Raw genomic sequence first — 16,532 nt, 5'->3', positions numbered from 1 at the left:
GACGCTCCGCGAGTCCCAGTTGATCAGTCGAGCGAGGCCTGGTCCGCGAAGAAGACCACGCGTCCGCCGCTGGCAGGGCTGGTGGAGCTGTTGTAGCCCTCGGTGACCGTCCACAGGTTGGTGCCGCTGCCCGTGGCGTGCATGCCCTCGGGCATCCGGGCCCACTGGCTGCTGCCGGACAGGTAGGCAGTGCGCGAGGCGCCCGTGGACACCTTGAAGAGGGCGCCGCTGTAGCGCGTCGAGCTCAGCCAATACGAGGTCGTCGCCGTCGTGGTCATGATGGGGGCCACGCCCTGCACGTTGGGCTCGTTCATGATCCAGGCGCGCTCGGGCGTCACCACGCCGCTGACCGTCTTGAGGCGCCAGGTGGTGGAGTCCACCGGCCAGCGGTAGAGCCGCCCGCCGAGCCCCGGCGTGGTGCCGTCATAGGGGCAGCCCGTGCCGGTGTTGTTGCAGTACTCGCCCGAGAGCAGCACGTCCGTGGCGCCACGCGTGTCCTTGCCCAGGAAGGAGAACTTGGGGCGGCAGGGGCTGACGATCGTCGAAGGCACCACGTATGCGCTCACCTGGGGCAGCACGTACTTGTAGCCGTAGGCGCACCACTCCGTGCCCACCTTGCCGATGGCCGTCTCACACGCGGTGCTGGTGCTCACCTCGCGGATCTGCGTGAGGTCGAACACGCGGACGCCATCCGCGGTGTCAGCCATGTAGAGGTAGTTGCCGTACCAGGCCAGGCCGCCGCCGTGCTCGGGGATGGTGGTGAAGTTGCCGGCGCTGGTGGGCCGCACCAGCAGGAGGTGGCGGTAGTTCACCGCGCTCAGGGACATGTCTGAGATGTCCGCCACCGAGACGCGCACGCCCTTGTCCGGGCTGCTGAGCGTGTAGTGCCAGGCGACGATGGCCACGTTGGTGCTGCCAGACACGCCCGCGGTCATGCCCTGGGGCACCCAGTCCGTGGTGTCCATGTCACCGTCGTTCCAGCGGAAGCCGCCCTTGTAGCCCACGGCCGACGGGCGATTGGTGGAGGTGAGCACCGGGCCCGCGCGGTTCAGGTCCTGCAGGATGGCCGGCAGCCCCAGTGCGGGGCCCACGCCCGTCATGTACGAGGCGTAGGTGGTCCACGTGTTCTGGTCCTGCATCTTGAGGCAGCTCGCGTCATGCGTCGTCAGCGGCGCCCCCTCCGTGAGGGCTTGCTGCTCGGTGCCCGGAGTCTCGTCTCCGGCCTCATGCTCCAGGGCGGGACCACATCCCGCGATCCCGGCTCCGGCCAGCCACGTCGCGATGAAGAGTCCCCGCGTCTTGTTGATGCCCATCACGTTCATCTCCTTGGAAATATGGAAGGACGTGAATTACATGATTTTACGTAATTGATACAATGGCTTCATGCCGGGCTACCGTGTCCTTCATGGCCACCGGGCAGAGCGACGATGGGCTTCAGAGTTACCTCGACGAAGATCCTGGGGCACGGCCACTCTCGGATTGGCTCTGGGGGCTGTCGCGATGGGGGACGCTCGTTCTCGTCCGCGCCGCGCTTGCCATTGCCGAGGCCTGTGTGGAGCGGTGGCGCCGGGGGGCTCCCAGGGACGAGGGCTGGCAGCACCACTTCGCCTCCTCGACCCTGCCACAAGATGCCCTGACGGCTCTGTGTGCATGGCTGGAGCGGGGAGGGCGACCCGGGGACGCCAGGCTCGAGTCGTGCACCGAGGAGCTGCGCGACCTGATCGGCAATGCGGAATTCTTCGATGACGAAGCCTCGGGCGGTGGCTCCGAGCGCGAGCAGGCCGTGGCCTCCGGGCGTGCGATCCTGATGGCCTTGGAAGCCTCCCAGTGGACGGCGGAGCGTGCGACGGAGGACGTCCCGGACGAGGCCGAGCGCCAGGCGATCGCCAGCTCGGGGCCTGCTCAGGAGCTCTTGGCAGGGGCCCGGGCGTATCGCCACGCACTCCCGGAGAGTTCGGAGGCTAAGGTCCGGGAGTTGATCCGCGATGCACTTCGCGCGAAGTGAGGCCTGCATGAGCCCCGTTCCGACAACCCGCCCCAGCTCTCGCCCTGTCGTCGCGAGTGACGACGCCTTCCTCTTCGAGCTCTACGCGAGCACCCGCGCCGAGGAAATGGCGGCCTGGGGCTGGAGCGCGGCGCAGCAGGAGCCCTTCCTGCGCATGCAGTGGATGGCGCAGAAGCGCGGCTACGAGGCGCGCTACCCCTCCGAGCGGCACAGCATCCTCGAACTCGAGGGCAAGCCCGTGGGCCGCCAGTGGGTGGTGCGTGGCGAGCACGAGCTGCTCCTGGTGGATGTGACGTTGCTGCCCGCGTGCCGGGGCTCGGGCCTGGGGACCTCGCTGCTGCGCTCGCTCCAGGAGGAGGCCGCGGCGGTTGGCAAACCCTTGCGGCTCCACGTCATGCGGAACAACCCGGCCCTACGGCTCTACACGCGGCTGGGATTCACGCCCGTGGCCGAGGCGGGGCAGGGGACGTCGGAGCCCTATCTTGCCCTCGAATGGCGGCCGAAATGACACGGCCCGCGAGCGACATCGCCCGCGGGCCGTTTGTTTCAAGACGAGGGGACGGGTTGACGTCCGCTCAGGTCACAGCAGCAGATTCTCCGGGGCGGGCACCACCGTCTGGAAGGTGTAACCGAGCGCCCCGTTGGCGCCTGCCGCTGTGGTGGTGCTGCCATCACCGCCAGCGCCACCGCATGCACCGCCACCGCCACCGGCCGTGATGATGGTACTGGCGCCCACGGGAGGCGCGGAGCTTCCGCCGGTGCCGTTCTGGACCTGGAGGGACCCTGCCATGGTGGGCGTAGACGTCGAGATGAGGTGGATGATGCCGCCACCACCGCCTCCGCCGCCGCCCTTTCCAGCGCCACTCGCGACGGTGCCGCCGGATCCACCATTGCCACCCCGGGCGCGGATGTTGCCATTCACATTGAGGGTTCCCTTGGCGGCGATCACGATGACACCTCCCGCTCCACCCCCGGGTCCCACGATACTGGCGGCAGCGTTCCCCCCGTTCGCGCCGTTCGCGTTGATGTTGCCCGTGCTCGTGACCAGGAAATTGCCTCCGGCGGCGATGACCAGTGCGCCGCCGCCCTCACCTCCCGACGTCGTGGCGAGGCGGCTGCCCGCGCCGCCGGCGAAAACCACGGGACGGCGCACCTGGTGGGCCTGGAGGTTGCTCAGCCCGATACCTCCGTTCGGGTCGCCCGCGGGGGCGACGGCGATGCCGGGATGCGGCGAGCCGCCACCACTGTCCTCGGTGCCGGGCGCCACGTCGATGGTTCCGCTCACGGTGATGTTACCCGTGGCGCGGAGCATCGTCCCGCTCGGGAGGATGAGGGTGCCCGCGATGTCGATGGTGGTGAACTGCAGGCTGCTCTTTCCCTGGGTCACCAGGTTGCTGAACACGGTGGAAATGGTGAGATCCAGGGTGCTGCCGGACGCCACGGAGAGCGTGCCCGCCGAGCCATCTCCGTAGAGCCCCATGTTACCTGCCGGGCCCTGGGCACCGGTGTCGCCCTTGTCTCCCTTGAGGCCCTGGATGCCCTGGGTACCGGTGTCGCCCTTGTCTCCCTTGAGGCCCTGGATGCCCTGGGTACCGGTGTCGCCCTTGTCTCCCTTGAGGCCCTGGATGCCCTGGGTGCCGGTGTCGCCCTTGTCTCCCTTGAGGCCCTGGATGCCCTGGGTACCGGTGTCGCCCTTGTCTCCCTTGAGGCCCTGGATGCCCTGGGTACCGGTGTCGCCCTTGTCTCCCTTGAGGCCCTGGATACCCTGGGCGCCATTGCAAACGTAGCGGGTCAGGGCCGAATCCACCTCGGTCGTCTCCAGCGTGCCGTTTCCATTGGAGTCCACGCCAGCCTCGAGCTTGATACCGCCGGTGGCGCAGTTGGAACTACCGGTCGCCTCGTTCGACGTCTTCATCAAGGCTCGGGCGCCAGCTGCTCCCGTGGCGCCGGTGTCGCCCTTGAGGCCCTGGATGCCCTGGGCACCCGTGTCGCCCTTGAGGCCCTGGGTACCCTGGGAACCGTTGCACACGTAGCGGGTCAGGGTGATGTCCACTTCGGCCGCGTCCAGCGTGCCGTTGCCATCGGCGTCCACGCCGGCCTCGAGCTTGATGCCGCCAGTGGGGCAGGTGGCGGGATTCGCTCCCTCGGCCGAGGTGCTCACCAGGGCGCGCTTCCCCTCGGGACCGATGGGGCCCACGGGTCCATTCGCGGGGCCTTGCTCGCCCTGGGGACCCTGGACGCCGTTGCATACGTAGCGCGTCTGCGCGGCGTCGACCTCATTGTCGTCCAGGGTGCCATTTTCGTTGGCATCCTGGCCGACCTCGAACTTCGAGCCCGCCGTCGCACAGTTGGTGCCCTCCGGCTCGACCGAGGTCCGTACCACGGTACCCGAGCCCGCCGCTCCGGCGGGTCCCTGCGGGCCCTGTGGGCCTTGCGGCCCTTCTGGTCCCTGGGGTCCCGGAGAGCCTCCGCTCGAACAGGCCGAGAGGGCCAGTGCGGTACAGAGAGTCATGACGCGGAACCCAGACGGTCCCAATCGGAGTCGAGGGGAGAGCGGCAGCAGCATCGGCATGGGCAGGGTCCTTTCGAGAACCTGTTGCAGTTGCAATCGCGCAGTATGTGTCAGTCCCTGGTGGGATGCTGTGATCGTCTTCACAACGCGTCCCGTCAGAGCTTGACGCCGAGTAATTCCTTTCTCACGGTACGGGGACGTGGTTTGTTGGCGGCTCGACACTCAACACCCAACAGGGAGCACAGATGTCGACGCCGTTTATCGGGCAAATCGTGATGTTCGCTGGCAACTTCGCGCCTCGGGGCTGGGCATTCTGTCAGGGCCAGATCCTGCCCATCGCGCAGAACCAGGCCCTCTTCTCCATCCTGGGCACCACCTATGGCGGCAACGGGCAGACGACCTTCGCGCTGCCGGACCTGCGCGGCCGGTACCCGATGCAGCCGGGCCAGGGTCCAGGACTGTCGCCGCGCACCCTGGGGGAGCAGGGCGGTTCGGAGACAGTCACCCTGATCGCCAACCAGATGCCGGCGCACAACCACACGATCAATGTCAGCAGCCAGGATGGTGACACGGAGACTCCCGTGGGAACGGTCCTGGCGGCGGACTCGACGGGGGGGAACCTGAACTACAGGGGCGCGCCCATCGACGGCACCATGAACCCGGCGGCCATCGGTATCGCGGGTGGCAGCCAGCCGCACAACAACATGTCGCCCTTCCTGTGCGTGAACTTCATCATCGCGCTCGAGGGCGTCTACCCCTCGCGCAACTGACGTGAGCAGGGCGCCCGGGGTCCTCGCGGGCCCCGGAGCCTCCTCCGCTCAGGACTTCGCGTTGGCGGACCGGGGCTCGGCGAGCGCCGGAGCCGCAGCGGGCAGTTGGTCCGCACGGGCCTTCAGCCGCGAGCCCACCAGCGACAGCAGCGCCCCCAGTGAGCACACCGGCTTCGCGTCCGGCTCGATGATGCGCATGGCCAGGAAGGCCGCGGCCACCCGCGCCACCGCGGATAGCAAGAAGAGCACGTGCAGGTTCACCCATACGTGGCCCCCGAGAGTGAACTCCGTGGGCAGCAGGCTCGCGAGGCCCCCGCCCAGCGCCGAGGCCACCGCATAGGCCAGGCCTCCCGCCGTGGAGAACGCCGCCAGGTAGAAGGGTCGGCCCCGGCGCGGCGCCACCGACAGCGGCAGCGCGAAGGCAGCCAGGCCGTGGCCACCCCAGAGCACTCCCGCCAGCACCACGTCCGCCAGCAGCGGCCAGAGGAACGTGGCCGTCGGGAACAGCCAGAGGGCCGGGATGACGCCAATTCCTAGCGAGCACGTCAGCAGCACCGGCTGCGCTCCCAGCCTATCAATGAGCCTGCCCCACACTGGCGCGGCCAGCATGCGCATCCCAGCCACCGCCGCCAGGTACAGGGCCATCGTCAGGAAGCTCATCTTCAGGTTCTTCAGCATGTGGAACGAGAAGAAGGGCGCGGATACCCCCACCGCTGCATTCCACGCCACCTGGTACACCAGCACCCGGCGCGCCCGCTCGTCGCGCAGCGGCAGCAGCGCCGCGTGGAAGTCCAGCTTCGCCTTCTCCTTGTTCGGTGCCGGATCATGCTGGCGCGCCATCAGCACCGTCGTCATCACGCCCGCCACGCAGGCCAGCGCGGCCAGCAGCGGCAGGCCCAGTCCCACGCCCTCGGGCGGGCGCAGCTTGTCCATCAACACGCCCGCCAGCAGCGACGTCAGCGTGCTCCCCAGCGTACACAGCGCCGTGCGCCGGCCGAAAAAGCGCCCCCGGATGGACTCGGGCACCAGCTCGCCCATCCACGCCACCCAGGCGTTGTTGCCGATGACTCCCAGCACCGCCGACACCCCCGCCACCACTACCAGCAGCCGCTGCTGTCCCTCCAGCTCCAATGGCAGCCACGGCAGCACGCACAGCGGCAGCATCACCTGGCGCGACAGGCACACCGCCGTCAGCGCCACCCGCCGGTGCCCGAAGCTGGACGTCAGCCACGCCGCCGGGAACTGCACGAACTGGGCAAAGAAGGGCAGGGCCGTCATCACCCCCACCAGCAAGGGCCCCAGCTTCAGCGCCAGCGCCCACGCGGTGAGCACCGTGGCCCCCGCACACGCGGTGAAGACCTCCGCCACGATTCCCTCGGCCACCGATGTCTTCAGGGAGTGGCGCAGGGCGTGCCGCGCCGCGTTGCCCGGCTCGGAGGTGGGGGTGGTGCTCGCCGGCGGCGCTCCCATCAACGGGGCTGCCGAGCCCGGAAGCGAGTTGCCGGGCCGGAAGAGGGGGACGGCGGAGGCCAGGGCAGCGAAGCTGCGGAGGACGTGGCGGCGCAGGACGGCGAGAGACACGCGGACCCTTGAGACAGTGGAGACGCAGGACGGCCCAGGTCTGTCTCATGACGCGCCGCACCCACTCAAACCGACCCCTGGCGCCTGGCTGCCCCCCTTCCAGGCCCCTCCGCCTGCTCGTCCATGCAGGAAGCAGGTGCAGTTCACGCGGTCTTGAACTATATGAACGGCGCAGAGGGAGAAGAGGGGTACATGGAACTCGCGCGTGAGCTGGCGGACTTTCTGGGGAGCGTGGAGCAGCGGTTGGGCACCATGCTGGCGGACGGGGATGCGGGCCCGGGTGTGAAGGGTGACACGCTGATGGAGGCCGCGCGCCACCTGTGCATCGGCACCGGCGGCAAGCGCGCCCGCCCCATGCTGGTACGCCTGTTCGGCGGCGCGGTGAATGTGGCCCCCGAGAAGCTGGTGGATGTGGCCGTGGCCGCGGAGATGATCCACTCCTCCAGTCTCCTGCACGACGACGTGGTGGACGCCGGCATGTACCGCCGCGCTCGGCCCACGGTGAACGCCCGCTGGGGCAACATCGTCGCGGTGATGAGCGGAGATCTCATCCTCTCCACCGCGCTGCACCGCCTGTCCCACCTGGACCCACGCCTCACCCAGTCCGCCCTCTCCGTGGTGGTGGAGATGTCGCGCGCCGCCATCACCGAGGTGGAGGCCCGCGGCAACCTGGAGCTGCCCCTGGAGCGCCTGCGCTTCGTCGCCGAGGGCAAGACGGGCTCGCTCTTCGGCTGGTGCGGAAGCGCCGCCGCCACGCTCGCCGGCCAGCCCGAGGCCGCCCAGCGCTTCGATCTCTTCGGCCGCCGCTTCGGCGTGGCCTTCCAGATTGCGGATGACATCCGCGACGTGCTCGGCACGGACCCCGGCAAGCCGCGCTACGCGGACGTGCTCTCGGGCACTCCCTCGCTGCCCATCCTCCTGGCGGTGGCGCGCGACGGCTCGCTGAAGAACAAGCTCAAGGACGCGTGGGCCTTCACCACCGTCAACCCCGAGCGCACCCGTGCCATCGGCGACGCCATCGAGGCCACCGGCGCCGTCGAGCTGTCCATGGAGCGGATGAACAAGGAGCTCGAGGCCGCCGTGGACGCGCTCGGGCACTACGCCCAGCAGGGGACGGGGGCGGAGCTGGTGGACTGGGCGCGCAAGCTGTCGGTGGGCATCGCTGCCCAGGCGCAAGAGAGCCGTGCTGCATGAAGGGCTACCTGTGGACGGGCGGTCTCGAAGGGGCTCGGGGGGAGGGCTCTGGCAACGGTCGTCTCGCTCCCTGGGAAGCCATCGCGGTGGACGCGGTGGGCAACGTCATCGAGTTCTGGGGCTTCAAGCGCAACCAGGGCCGCGTCTGGGCTCTGCTGTACCTGCGCGGCGAGCCCCTCACCGCCGGTGAGATAGAGCGCGAGCTGGAGCTCTCCAAGGGCGGAGTCTCCATGCTGCTGAGGGACCTGGAGCGCTGGGGCGTGGTGCGCCGCGTGCGTTCACCCCAGGACAGCGCCTGGCGCTACGGCGCCGAGACGGACCTCATCCGCATGGTGTCGCACGTGATTGAGGAGCGGGAGGCGGGGTTCATCGAGCGCATCCGAGCGGACCTGGCCGAGGCCCACCGGCTGGCGGTGGAGTCGGGGAACGTTCCCCGCGAACATCTTTCGCGCCTGGAGAAGATGGCCACGCTTGCCGAGCACGTGGAGCGCGCGCTACGGCTGTTCATCAAGACGGCACGCCTGGACGTGGCCGGGATCCTCGGCGCGCTGCGCGAGGATTCGACCCGGCAGTGAGGCGGCCTGGGAGCCGAGGGAGGCACGGATGGACTCGCATTACGATCAGGTCATGAAGGCGCGGAGCACGGCGGATACGGCCGCCTCGAAGCTGTACTTCGCGTACTCGACCATTCTGGACCGGGCCGCCTTCGAGGAGTGGCGCTCGCAGCACAGCTACGACTTCTTCGAGCTGCCCGAGGGCAAGCTGGCCGAGGCGCTGGACGTGGACCTCGTGTACGACTTCCCCTCGAGGTGGTGGGGCGGGCGCGTGGCGGGGCTGACGGACGCGCCGGGGAAGAGCGTGTACGGGCGGCTGTTCGAGATTGGCGGGAAGGACTGGCCCATCATCCAGCACAAGGAGGGCGCGGTGACGAGCATGTCCGTGGAGCGGCTCGTGCGCGTCCGGGTCGAGGGCCAGGAACTGCAGGCCACGGCGTTCGTGACGTCGCCGCGCCGGGCGTCCACCGAGGGCCCCATCAGCCAGCGGTTCATTGATGCCCTGGTGCGCGGCGCGCAGAGCGCCGGACTGCCCGCCGAGTACATCGAGCGGCTGCGCCGCGGGGAGTAGGGGAGCGAGGGACGGGGCAGGCGCCTTGGATTCGGGAGCGGGCGCAAGGGGGCACGGGTTCGAGTCCTGTATTCCCGAACATTCAAAGCCCTGGAGTTTCGCGGACTTTCGTCGAAACTCCAGGGCCTTTCTCTTTTCTCGCATCATCCCTTCGCCGCTAACAACCAAGTCTCGTTCGTAGCAACTTCGGGTCAGGGTCGCCTTCCAGCGCCACCATGGCAAGTCTGCTGGAGGCATTAGCTCTAGGAGCTTGTCGGAGAATCGCCGAAAAACGACTCCTACATACCAACCATAGCGGTGTGTTTGAGTCGCACTACCCCTCATGTAGTGGGTAGCCGAGGTATTCCGACAGGCTCCTAGATCCAAGTAGCTGTAACTACGCAGGGCTGCGAGAGCGGCATGTCAGATGCCCGTATGAAGATCGCCGGCCGATTCGGAAGTTTCGCACCTGGCATGCTCGTGACATCGTACGCGACCACAAAGGATCTGGTTCATGGTCAAGATCAAGGTCATTCTTCCGAATTCACCCCACCTACCCACCGTCAAAAAGCTTTGGCGGAAACACTCAGCCACGCTTGGTTTCCTTCCCGAGGGAGCTTTCGACGAGCAGGCTGAGCGGCGGTGCATTCTGGGTGCCTTTGACGAGTTTGGCGAGTGCATCGGGTACGTCTTGTATCGTAGGAAGGACGATCGCATCGCTATTACCCACTTGTGCGTTGACTCAAGCAAGAGAGGGTGTGGCACAGCTCGCAAGCTTGTGGAAGAACTGAGCCGCATTGAATCTGTGTATCGTGGAATGGAACTGTGGTGTCGCCGAGACTTCCCTGTGAGTAACGTTTGGCCAAAGCTCGGCTTTGTTGCCAGTAATGAGCGCGTCGGGCGCAGCCATGATGGGGATCTATTGACCTTCTGGTGGCGTGAAAATCCACATCCCAGCCTGTTTGCGGTTCCCTCTGGGCAAGGTCAGGTGCGCGCTGTCATTGATGCCAACATCTTCTTCGACCTGGTTGCTGGAAAAGGAACTCGGCGAGCTGATTCCAAAGCGCTTCTGGCCGATTGGCTTCGGGACAGCTTGCGGCTGTACGTAACCGACGAGCTGTTCAATGAGATTCTTCGTAACAAGGACGGTCTACAGGAGCGAAAACGGCTCCGTAAGGAGGTCAGTCGTTTCGAGAAGTGCTTGCCTTGCCCCTGGGACACGATTTCGCGCATCTATGAGGAGCTTTCGGTACGATTGCCTTCTCAAGGTACAAGTGACGAGTCGGATCTGAGACATCTCGCACGCGCGATTGCGGGTGGCTTCTCCTTTTTTGTGACTCGGGATGGGCGTCTGTTGGATGCGGATGAAGACATCTACCGTGCCCATAACATTACTGTCATCCGGCCTTCGGATCTTGTCCTTCACATTGATGCGTTGAGCCAGGAGTCACGCTATCAACCCAAGAGATTATCTGGGACAATGCTGCACATTGGCCATGTGCAGACGGGACAGGATGAGTTGCTGGCTCCACATCTTCACAATGCAAATGCCGGTGAAAGTAAGCTCTCATTTCTCTCTCGATTGAGAGAATTTCTTGCTACGCCTCATACGACGGAGTGTGAGTGGGTGGCTGGTCCTGAGGGGAATGCGCTGGCCATCCTTGTCCGAAGGCGTACTGAATCTGGAGAACTGCTAATCCCGCTTCTTCGTGTGGCTCCCAGTCAGTTGGCACCTACTCTTGCTCGACACCTTCTTTTTTATTGTGTCAAGAAAGCTGTCCAGCAAGATTGTCATTCGCTTCGGATTACTGATTCGTTGCTGGATTCTGACACCCAGCAGGCAATCCGAATGGATCCGTTTTTGAAGACACAGGATGGGTGGATCCGTCCGTGCATTGCCCGTTTGGAGCCTGCAAGCGAGCTTCTTGGGCAATTTCGGAGTTTCTTGAGCGAAAGGCTGTGCGCAGCTGAGATTGCCCAGGCATCTATAGCTGGTATTGCGTCAGATGATTTGAGGCAGAATCCGCATCTTGCCGCAGAGTTCGAGCGCGCCATTTGGCCCTCCAAGGTGTCGGATGCGGTCTTGCCAACCTATGTTGTCCCTATCCAGCCGCAATGGGCTCAGCATCTCTTTGATGAGCGGCTGGCTGCTCATGATCTCTTTGGTGCTCGGATCGATCTGGCACTCAACCGGGAGGCGGCCTACTACAGGGCAGCGCACGCTCCCTACCTCAAGGCTCCAGCTCGAATCCTTTGGTACGTCAGCCAGGATAAGAAGGGCCGCTTCGGAGGAACAGGCGAGGTGAGGGCGTGCTCGCGGCTGGAGGAGGTCGTGATCGATACACCTAAGCTCGTATTTCGCAGGTTCCGGCGTCTAGGTATCTACGAGTGGCGACACGTGCTGGACACAGCCAGGGGAGATGTGAATGGGAGGCTCATGGCTCTGCGGTTTTGTGACTCCGAGGCGCTCCGTCGGCCAGTTCCTCGCAAGCAGATGCTGTCTGTTCTGGAAGAGTTTGGGATACGCACTCAGCTTCAGTCTCCGATTAAGATTCCCCCTGAAGCGTTCGTGAGGCTTTACGATGCTTCCCGCTCCTGAACTCGACATTCGCGCCCCCCGTATCCTCCTGCTCTCTCTCCATCCGGTCTACGCGAAGCGCTTTTTCGAACAGACAAAGCAGGTAGAGCTACGACGGACACGTCCACGGCTTTCAAGAGGGGATCTAGTTCTTTTTTATGTGTCTTCCCCTGCGCAGGTCATAGGTGGCGGTGGGCGGGTGCATCAGGTTCTAGAACTATCTCCTGATGTGCTCTGGCGGAAGATTGGAGGACTAGCAGGTATTGATAAGCAGGGGTTCGATCTGTACTTCCGAGGTGCAGCACTTGGTTATGGAATTCTCTTTGATGAGATCTGGTCTTTTGAGCCAGCCATCCCGCGGAGCGCCATCAAACGAAGGTGGCCAGACTTCAGGCCTCCCCAGCTTTATCACTACCTGACGGAGACGGAGGTTAGGCGCATTGGTGTCCAAGTGCGAGATCGTGTTTTGGTTCCTTTGCGGCGGTGAGCGCGATATTCATTTCCCCTTGGGCATTGTTGAAGGCGCGAGGGTCACGCGGAAGCCATTCTTCATGGTTACCCGTCGTTCTCTTGAGTCCGAGTCTGTGGAGTGTCCACGAAGTTTTTGGACATAGTCAGGAGAAATGCTGATTCACCCACTCGTGCATCTTGGGACAGCTCCAGGCAATCTGGGCATGGGCTCTATTCCGCCTATGGCCTGCCGCGCCGCTGCCTCAGGACGGCGAGCTTTCTTCCCTTGACGCCTTGCCAGCATCACACCGCCAGGATGCGCACTCCATCCAGTGGGGCAGGAGAGAACCCACAACAGCCCCAGGAGAACGCGCCATGAAGAAGGAGATGATTGTCCGCGCATGGAAGGATCCCGTGCTCAGCGACAACTACACCTCCCCATCAACGACAACTACACCTCCCCATCCTGAGTGACGGCAGCCGTCGGTAGAAACCCGGTGACTCCGGAGGTTCGGATGGGCGGGTGAGGACGACGGATGCCCAGGTGAGGAAGCTGATGGAAGAGATGGCGAAGCACGGTCGCCTGGGGCTGGCGTCGGCCCGGGCGGGGATGGACCGCAAGACGGCACGCAAGTACATGAAGGAGGGGAAGTTCCCCTCGGAGCTCGAGCAGGAGCGCACCTGGAGGACACGGGAGGACCCCTTCGAGGAGCAGTGGGACAGCCTGGCCGAGCGGCTGAAGGAGGCGCCGGAGCTGGAGGCCAAGACGCTCTTCGAGGAGCTGTGTGCTCGCGAGCCGGGCCGCTACAAGCCGGGGCAGCTGCGCACGTTGCAGCGGAAAGTGCGCCAGTGGAGAGCGCAGCAGGGGCCGGAGAAGCAGGTGTTCTTCGCCCAGGAGCATCGGCCCGGGGAAGCGATGCAGACGGACTTCACGTGGGCCAATGAGCTGGAGGTGACGGTGGGAGGCGAGCCCTTCGCGCACCTGCTGTGCCACCCGGTGCTGCCCTACTCCAACTGGGAATGGGCGACGGTGTGCCACTCGGAGTCCATGGCGGCCATCAAGCGAGGAGTGCAGGCGGCTGTTTTTCGGTTGGGGAAGGTGCCGCGCTACCACCAGACGGACAACTCCACCAGCGCCACGCATGACCTGCGCAACGGCAAGCGGGGCTTCAACGCCGAGTACCTCGCGCTCATGAAGCACCTGGGCATGGAGCCGCGCACCATTGAGGTGGGAAAGAAAGAGCAGAACGGGGACGTGGAGGCGCTCAACGGCGCGCTCAAACGCCGGCTGTTGCAGCACCTGCTGATGCGCGGCAGCCGGGACTTCGAGAGCGCCGCGGCGTACGAGAGCTGGGTGCAGGGAGTGCTGGAGAAGGCCAACCGGCTGCGCGGAGGGAAGGTGGAGGAGGAACTCGCGGCGATGAGGCCGCTGTCGGTGCAGCGGCTGGTGGAGTACAGCGAGCAGGAGGTAGTCGTCACGGCGTGGAGCACCATCCGGGTGCAGCACAACACGTACTCGGTGCCCTCGCGGCTGGTGGGCCAGCGCGTGCGGGTGCGTGTGTATGACGACAGGCTGGAGGTGCTGCACGCGGGAAAGCCGCAGCTGGTGGTGGACAGGCTGGTGGGTCGCAACGGGCACCGAATCAACTACCGGCACATCATCTGGTCATTGGTGCAGAAGCCAGGGGCCTTCGCGCAGTATCGCTACCGGGAGGACCTCTTCCCCTCGCTGGTATTCCGCCAGGCGTACGACGAGTTGCAGCGGGTGCACGAGGGGAGGAGAGCCGCGGATGTGGAGTACCTGCGGATTCTTCACCTGGCGGCCTCCACGCTGGAGTCCCAGGTGGAGCAGGTGCTGGCGCGACTGCTGGCCGAGGGCGGACTGCGCGGTGCCGAGCAGGTGAAGGCGCTGGTGGCGCCAGCCAGGCCTGAGGTGCCCCAGCTGGCACAGCCCGAGGTGGACCTGAGCAGCTATGACGCGCTGCTGGTGGAGCAGCGGGAGGTGGCCTCATGAGCACCACCTCCACTTCCCTGCGAGCAGCGGCGAGCGCCGAGGGCGAGCAGCAGCAGACGCTGGCCATGCTGCTGCGAGCGCTGAAGCTGCCGGCATTCGCAGCCCACCACGAGGAGCTGGCCAGGCGCGCCGGACAGGAGGGCTGGACATGCCCGCACTACCTGCGCCAGCTGGTGGAACTGGAGCTGAGCGAGCGCCGGGGCCGACGGATAGAGCGGCTGCTCAAGGCCTCGGGGCTGTCCACGGACAAGACGCTCGCCACGCTCGAGCAGGAGAAGCTGCCGGCCAAGGTGCGCCGCCAGCTACCGGCCCTGTGCGAGGGTGGCTTCATCGAGCGCGCGGAGAACGTGCTGGCCTTCGGGCTGCCGGGCCGCGGCAAGACGCACGTGGTGAGCGCCATAGGCCACGAGCTGGTGCAGCGTGGTTACGAGGTGCTCTTCATCCCGGCGGTGCTGCTGGTGCAGCGGCTGCTCCTGGCCAAGAAGAGCCTGTTGCTGGAGAAGGAGCTGCGGCGGCTGGACGGCTACGACGCGGTCATCATCGACGACATCGGCTACATCCAGCAGGACCGGGAGGAGATGGAGGTGCTGTTTACCTTCCTGGCCCAGCGCTACGAGAGGAGGAGTGTCCTGATTACGAGCAACCTGGTGTTTTCGCAGTGGGACCGAATCTTCAAGGACGCGATGACGACTGCGGCGGCGATTGACCGGGTGGTGCACCACGCGCTGATTCTGGAGCTCACCGGCGACAGCTACCGCAGCGAGAAGGCCAAGAGCCGGGAGACGGTCGACAAGGCCCCGCGTAGGGCGCCCGGGGACGAGTAACACCACGGCACAGGAGGTGACCGACTCAGAGGCTCCGACGGACGTAGCGACGACTATGGCGACGATGAAGTGAACGCAGTCAGAACATCAACCCGATGGGGAAGTGTAATTGTCGCCAAGGGGAAAAAGTAATTGACGCTGGGCAATCCCGAGTACCGGGCGCACTTGTCCGAGGAACAGCGTGCCGAACTTCCGGAGTCACCATCCGGTTGGTCCATTTCCGAACTCGGAAAGGAGGATCTGGCGGACGTCCATGGAGGGAGGCCGAGGTTTGAAATGACCGAGCACCCTCGCTGCAACACCGGCCCCGTGAGGTGTACGCGCGGTACGTTTGGTGGAGAATGGTAACTGCCTCCTAGCGCACAGCTGGCGAGGCAGGGGTGCTTCCGCCGCAGTGCCCGTCTGCGTCCAGAAAACGGTGGGCAACGGCATTGCGCGCGCCCTTCCCGCCGGCACTGGCCCCGCTCACTGCTCCTCTTGGCGCAACACGGGATCTCCCGCCTATGCGTCGTCGCGCGACTCGGTCGCGACTATGTCCAACAACTTCGTGGGCACTCCATTAGTGGCGCTCGTCTGGTCCGAGTGAGCCTTAAGACCGCCTAACAAAAGTAAGGACTGGAGTGATCTCCCGAGGGGACGGCTCCCTCAAACCTTACTTTTGTTAGGCGCTCTAAGCCAAGTAGGCCACCTCCACCACGAGGCGGCCCACCTTCAGTTCGCGCAGGAGCCGATACAACTTCGGAGAGAGAAGGAACTCGGGCTTCGGGTGCAACACGCCCCGTCGAGCACCGGTAAGCTGCCTCGTCTGGACCAGATCACTGCCGTCGTAGCTTTCCCTTCGCACCCACAACTCGGAGAGGCGATTCAAACCGAGCACATGGCCCTGAGGGCAGCGGTACTGCCCCTGCTCGTCGAGATCGAAGAGATCGTTGCCCACCAGGGTGGGTGGAACGATATCCACCGGCGCGGAGGTGATGGTGAGTTGATGCCAGTCCCTGAGGAGACTTCCCGTTGGGTCTCGTACTGGTAGGAATCCGGCTCCCGTGATGCCATGGGCTTGAAGGGCCTGGGCCAGCCGATTCGATATGACAATCTCCCTGGCGATCGTGAAACTCAGATCCCGCTTCGGAATGCTTTCGGGCTCGAGATGCAGATCCGTGGATTGACGTGCACCTGCGCCGCAGAGCGAGCAGGCCTCCGACTCGTCATATTCCGTTCCGTTCATCTCACCGCAGGGCTCGAAGATGGAGCGAGGGCGCAGAGCAAACATTTGTGCGGATTGGATCTCCTCCGGCGTGTAGTGGCGGGAGATGGACCAGCCCATGAAGAATGAGCGTCCTCGTCGGTTGAACTCGCGATCCAACTCGCCAATCAGGCGGACCCGCTCGTCCTTCAGGGGCAACCGGACATTGCGGACGATTCCCAGGCTTCTCCCTATGTTTCCCAGAAACGAACTTGCCTCGGGTTCTCCAATCCTGAATTCGATGATCTCGCGCATGG

General features: G+C 65.2%; 15 protein-coding genes. 11 read left to right on the top strand and 4 right to left on the bottom strand.

What is annotated here, in order from left to right; genetic code table 11:
- Positions 1-23: 23 nt before the first annotated feature.
- Positions 24-1,313, bottom strand: a complete 1,290-nt coding sequence (locus tag OV287_RS28685; RefSeq protein WP_267537240.1) for an LVIVD repeat-containing protein — start codon at positions 1,311-1,313, stop codon at positions 24-26.
- A 62-nt stretch (positions 1,314-1,375) separates the two neighbouring features.
- On the opposite strand from OV287_RS28685, the gene OV287_RS28680 reads away from it, so the two are divergent.
- Both OV287_RS28680 and OV287_RS28675 read left to right on the top strand, forming a co-directional pair.
- Entirely contained in the window at positions 1,376-2,005 is a 630-nt protein-coding gene (locus OV287_RS28680) for a hypothetical protein (RefSeq protein WP_267537239.1), read from the top strand.
- 7 nt (positions 2,006-2,012) lie between these two features.
- Positions 2,013-2,513 carry a GNAT family N-acetyltransferase gene (locus tag OV287_RS28675; protein WP_267537238.1) on the top strand — a complete coding sequence of 167 codons (501 nt, stop codon included), beginning with the start codon at positions 2,013-2,015 and terminating at the stop codon, positions 2,511-2,513.
- Between the two features lie 72 nt (positions 2,514-2,585).
- Here the strand turns inward: OV287_RS28675 and OV287_RS28670 are convergent, their stop codons facing one another.
- Positions 2,586-4,388: a DUF7151 family protein gene (locus tag OV287_RS28670; RefSeq protein WP_267537237.1), complete on the bottom strand. Its 1,803-nt coding sequence runs from the start codon at positions 4,386-4,388 to the stop codon at positions 2,586-2,588.
- Between the two features lie 374 nt (positions 4,389-4,762).
- Here OV287_RS28670 and OV287_RS28665 point away from each other — a divergent pair, with 374 nt between their 5' ends.
- Positions 4,763-5,287: a phage tail protein gene (locus tag OV287_RS28665; protein WP_267537236.1), complete on the top strand. Its 525-nt coding sequence runs from the start codon at positions 4,763-4,765 to the stop codon at positions 5,285-5,287.
- Positions 5,288-5,335: 48 nt separating this feature from the next.
- Here OV287_RS28665 and OV287_RS28660 read toward each other — a convergent pair whose 3' ends face one another.
- Complete coding sequence (locus OV287_RS28660; RefSeq protein WP_267537235.1) at positions 5,336-6,868, bottom strand: MFS transporter; 1,533 nt, start codon at positions 6,866-6,868, stop codon at positions 5,336-5,338.
- Between the two features lie 192 nt (positions 6,869-7,060).
- Between OV287_RS28660 and OV287_RS28655 the strand changes: the two genes are divergently transcribed.
- The 8 genes from OV287_RS28655 to OV287_RS56500 all read left to right on the top strand — a co-directional run bounded on the left by OV287_RS28655 (position 7,061) and on the right by OV287_RS56500 (position 15,380).
- Positions 7,061-8,062: a polyprenyl synthetase family protein gene (locus OV287_RS28655; RefSeq protein ID WP_267537234.1), complete on the top strand. Its 1,002-nt coding sequence runs from the start codon at positions 7,061-7,063 to the stop codon at positions 8,060-8,062.
- The gene (locus OV287_RS28650; protein WP_267537233.1) at positions 8,059-8,637 is read left to right on the top strand and encodes a GbsR/MarR family transcriptional regulator; all 579 of its coding nucleotides are present in this window, start codon (positions 8,059-8,061) and stop codon (positions 8,635-8,637) included. Before OV287_RS28655 ends, OV287_RS28650 begins: the two co-directional genes overlap by 4 nt.
- A 28-nt stretch (positions 8,638-8,665) precedes the next feature.
- Positions 8,666-9,187, top strand: coding sequence for a gamma-glutamylcyclotransferase (locus tag OV287_RS28645; protein WP_267537232.1), 522 nt, complete (start codon positions 8,666-8,668; stop codon positions 9,185-9,187).
- 493 nt (positions 9,188-9,680) lie between these two features.
- Positions 9,681-11,765, top strand: a complete 2,085-nt coding sequence (locus OV287_RS28640; RefSeq protein ID WP_267537231.1) for a GNAT family N-acetyltransferase — start codon at positions 9,681-9,683, stop codon at positions 11,763-11,765.
- The gene (locus OV287_RS56820; RefSeq protein WP_506344826.1) at positions 11,749-12,231 is read left to right on the top strand and encodes an ASCH domain-containing protein; all 483 of its coding nucleotides are present in this window, start codon (positions 11,749-11,751) and stop codon (positions 12,229-12,231) included. The genes OV287_RS28640 and OV287_RS56820 overlap by 17 nt, the downstream gene beginning before the upstream one ends.
- A gap of 486 nt (positions 12,232-12,717) precedes the next feature.
- A complete protein-coding gene (gene istA, locus OV287_RS28635) occupies positions 12,718-14,208 on the top strand; it encodes an IS21 family transposase (protein ID WP_267533779.1) in 1,491 nt (496 codons plus the stop codon).
- Positions 14,205-15,032, top strand: a complete 828-nt coding sequence (gene istB, locus OV287_RS28630; protein ID WP_267533778.1) for an IS21-like element helper ATPase IstB — start codon at positions 14,205-14,207, stop codon at positions 15,030-15,032. Before istA ends, istB begins: the two co-directional genes overlap by 4 nt.
- Before the next feature lie 132 nt (positions 15,033-15,164).
- A complete protein-coding gene (locus OV287_RS56500) occupies positions 15,165-15,380 on the top strand; it encodes a mersacidin/lichenicidin family type 2 lantibiotic (protein ID WP_373371844.1) in 216 nt (71 codons plus the stop codon).
- A 322-nt stretch (positions 15,381-15,702) separates the two neighbouring features.
- Here the strand turns inward: OV287_RS56500 and OV287_RS28625 are convergent, their stop codons facing one another.
- Positions 15,703-16,530, bottom strand: coding sequence for a hypothetical protein (locus tag OV287_RS28625; RefSeq protein ID WP_267537230.1), 828 nt, complete (start codon positions 16,528-16,530; stop codon positions 15,703-15,705).
- Between the last annotated feature and the right edge of the window lie 2 nt (positions 16,531-16,532).

This window comes from Archangium lansingense (assembly GCF_026626635.1).
Taxonomy (GTDB): Bacteria; Myxococcota; Myxococcia; order Myxococcales; family Myxococcaceae; genus Archangium; species Archangium lansingense.
This window is presented reverse-complemented; position numbering and strand designations above follow the sequence as displayed.

Excerpts from the sequence above, each read along its gene's own strand:
- OV287_RS28685 (WP_267537240.1), bottom strand. The coding sequence starts at position 1,313 with ATGGGCATCAACAAGACGCGGGGACTCTTCATCGCGACGTGGCTGGCC.
- OV287_RS28680 (WP_267537239.1), top strand. The coding sequence starts at position 1,376 with ATGGCTTCATGCCGGGCTACCGTGTCCTTCATGGCCACCGGGCAGAGC.
- OV287_RS28675 (WP_267537238.1), top strand. The coding sequence starts at position 2,013 with ATGAGCCCCGTTCCGACAACCCGCCCCAGCTCTCGCCCTGTCGTCGCG.
- OV287_RS28665 (WP_267537236.1), top strand. The coding sequence starts at position 4,763 with ATGTCGACGCCGTTTATCGGGCAAATCGTGATGTTCGCTGGCAACTTC.
- OV287_RS28655 (WP_267537234.1), top strand. The coding sequence starts at position 7,061 with ATGGAACTCGCGCGTGAGCTGGCGGACTTTCTGGGGAGCGTGGAGCAG.
- OV287_RS28650 (WP_267537233.1), top strand. The coding sequence starts at position 8,059 with ATGAAGGGCTACCTGTGGACGGGCGGTCTCGAAGGGGCTCGGGGGGAG.
- OV287_RS28645 (WP_267537232.1), top strand. The coding sequence starts at position 8,666 with ATGGACTCGCATTACGATCAGGTCATGAAGGCGCGGAGCACGGCGGAT.
- OV287_RS28640 (WP_267537231.1), top strand. The coding sequence starts at position 9,681 with ATGGTCAAGATCAAGGTCATTCTTCCGAATTCACCCCACCTACCCACC.
- OV287_RS56820 (WP_506344826.1), top strand. The coding sequence starts at position 11,749 with ATGCTTCCCGCTCCTGAACTCGACATTCGCGCCCCCCGTATCCTCCTG.
- istB (WP_267533778.1), top strand. The coding sequence starts at position 14,205 with ATGAGCACCACCTCCACTTCCCTGCGAGCAGCGGCGAGCGCCGAGGGC.
- OV287_RS28625 (WP_267537230.1), bottom strand. The coding sequence starts at position 16,530 with ATGCGCGAGATCATCGAATTCAGGATTGGAGAACCCGAGGCAAGTTCG.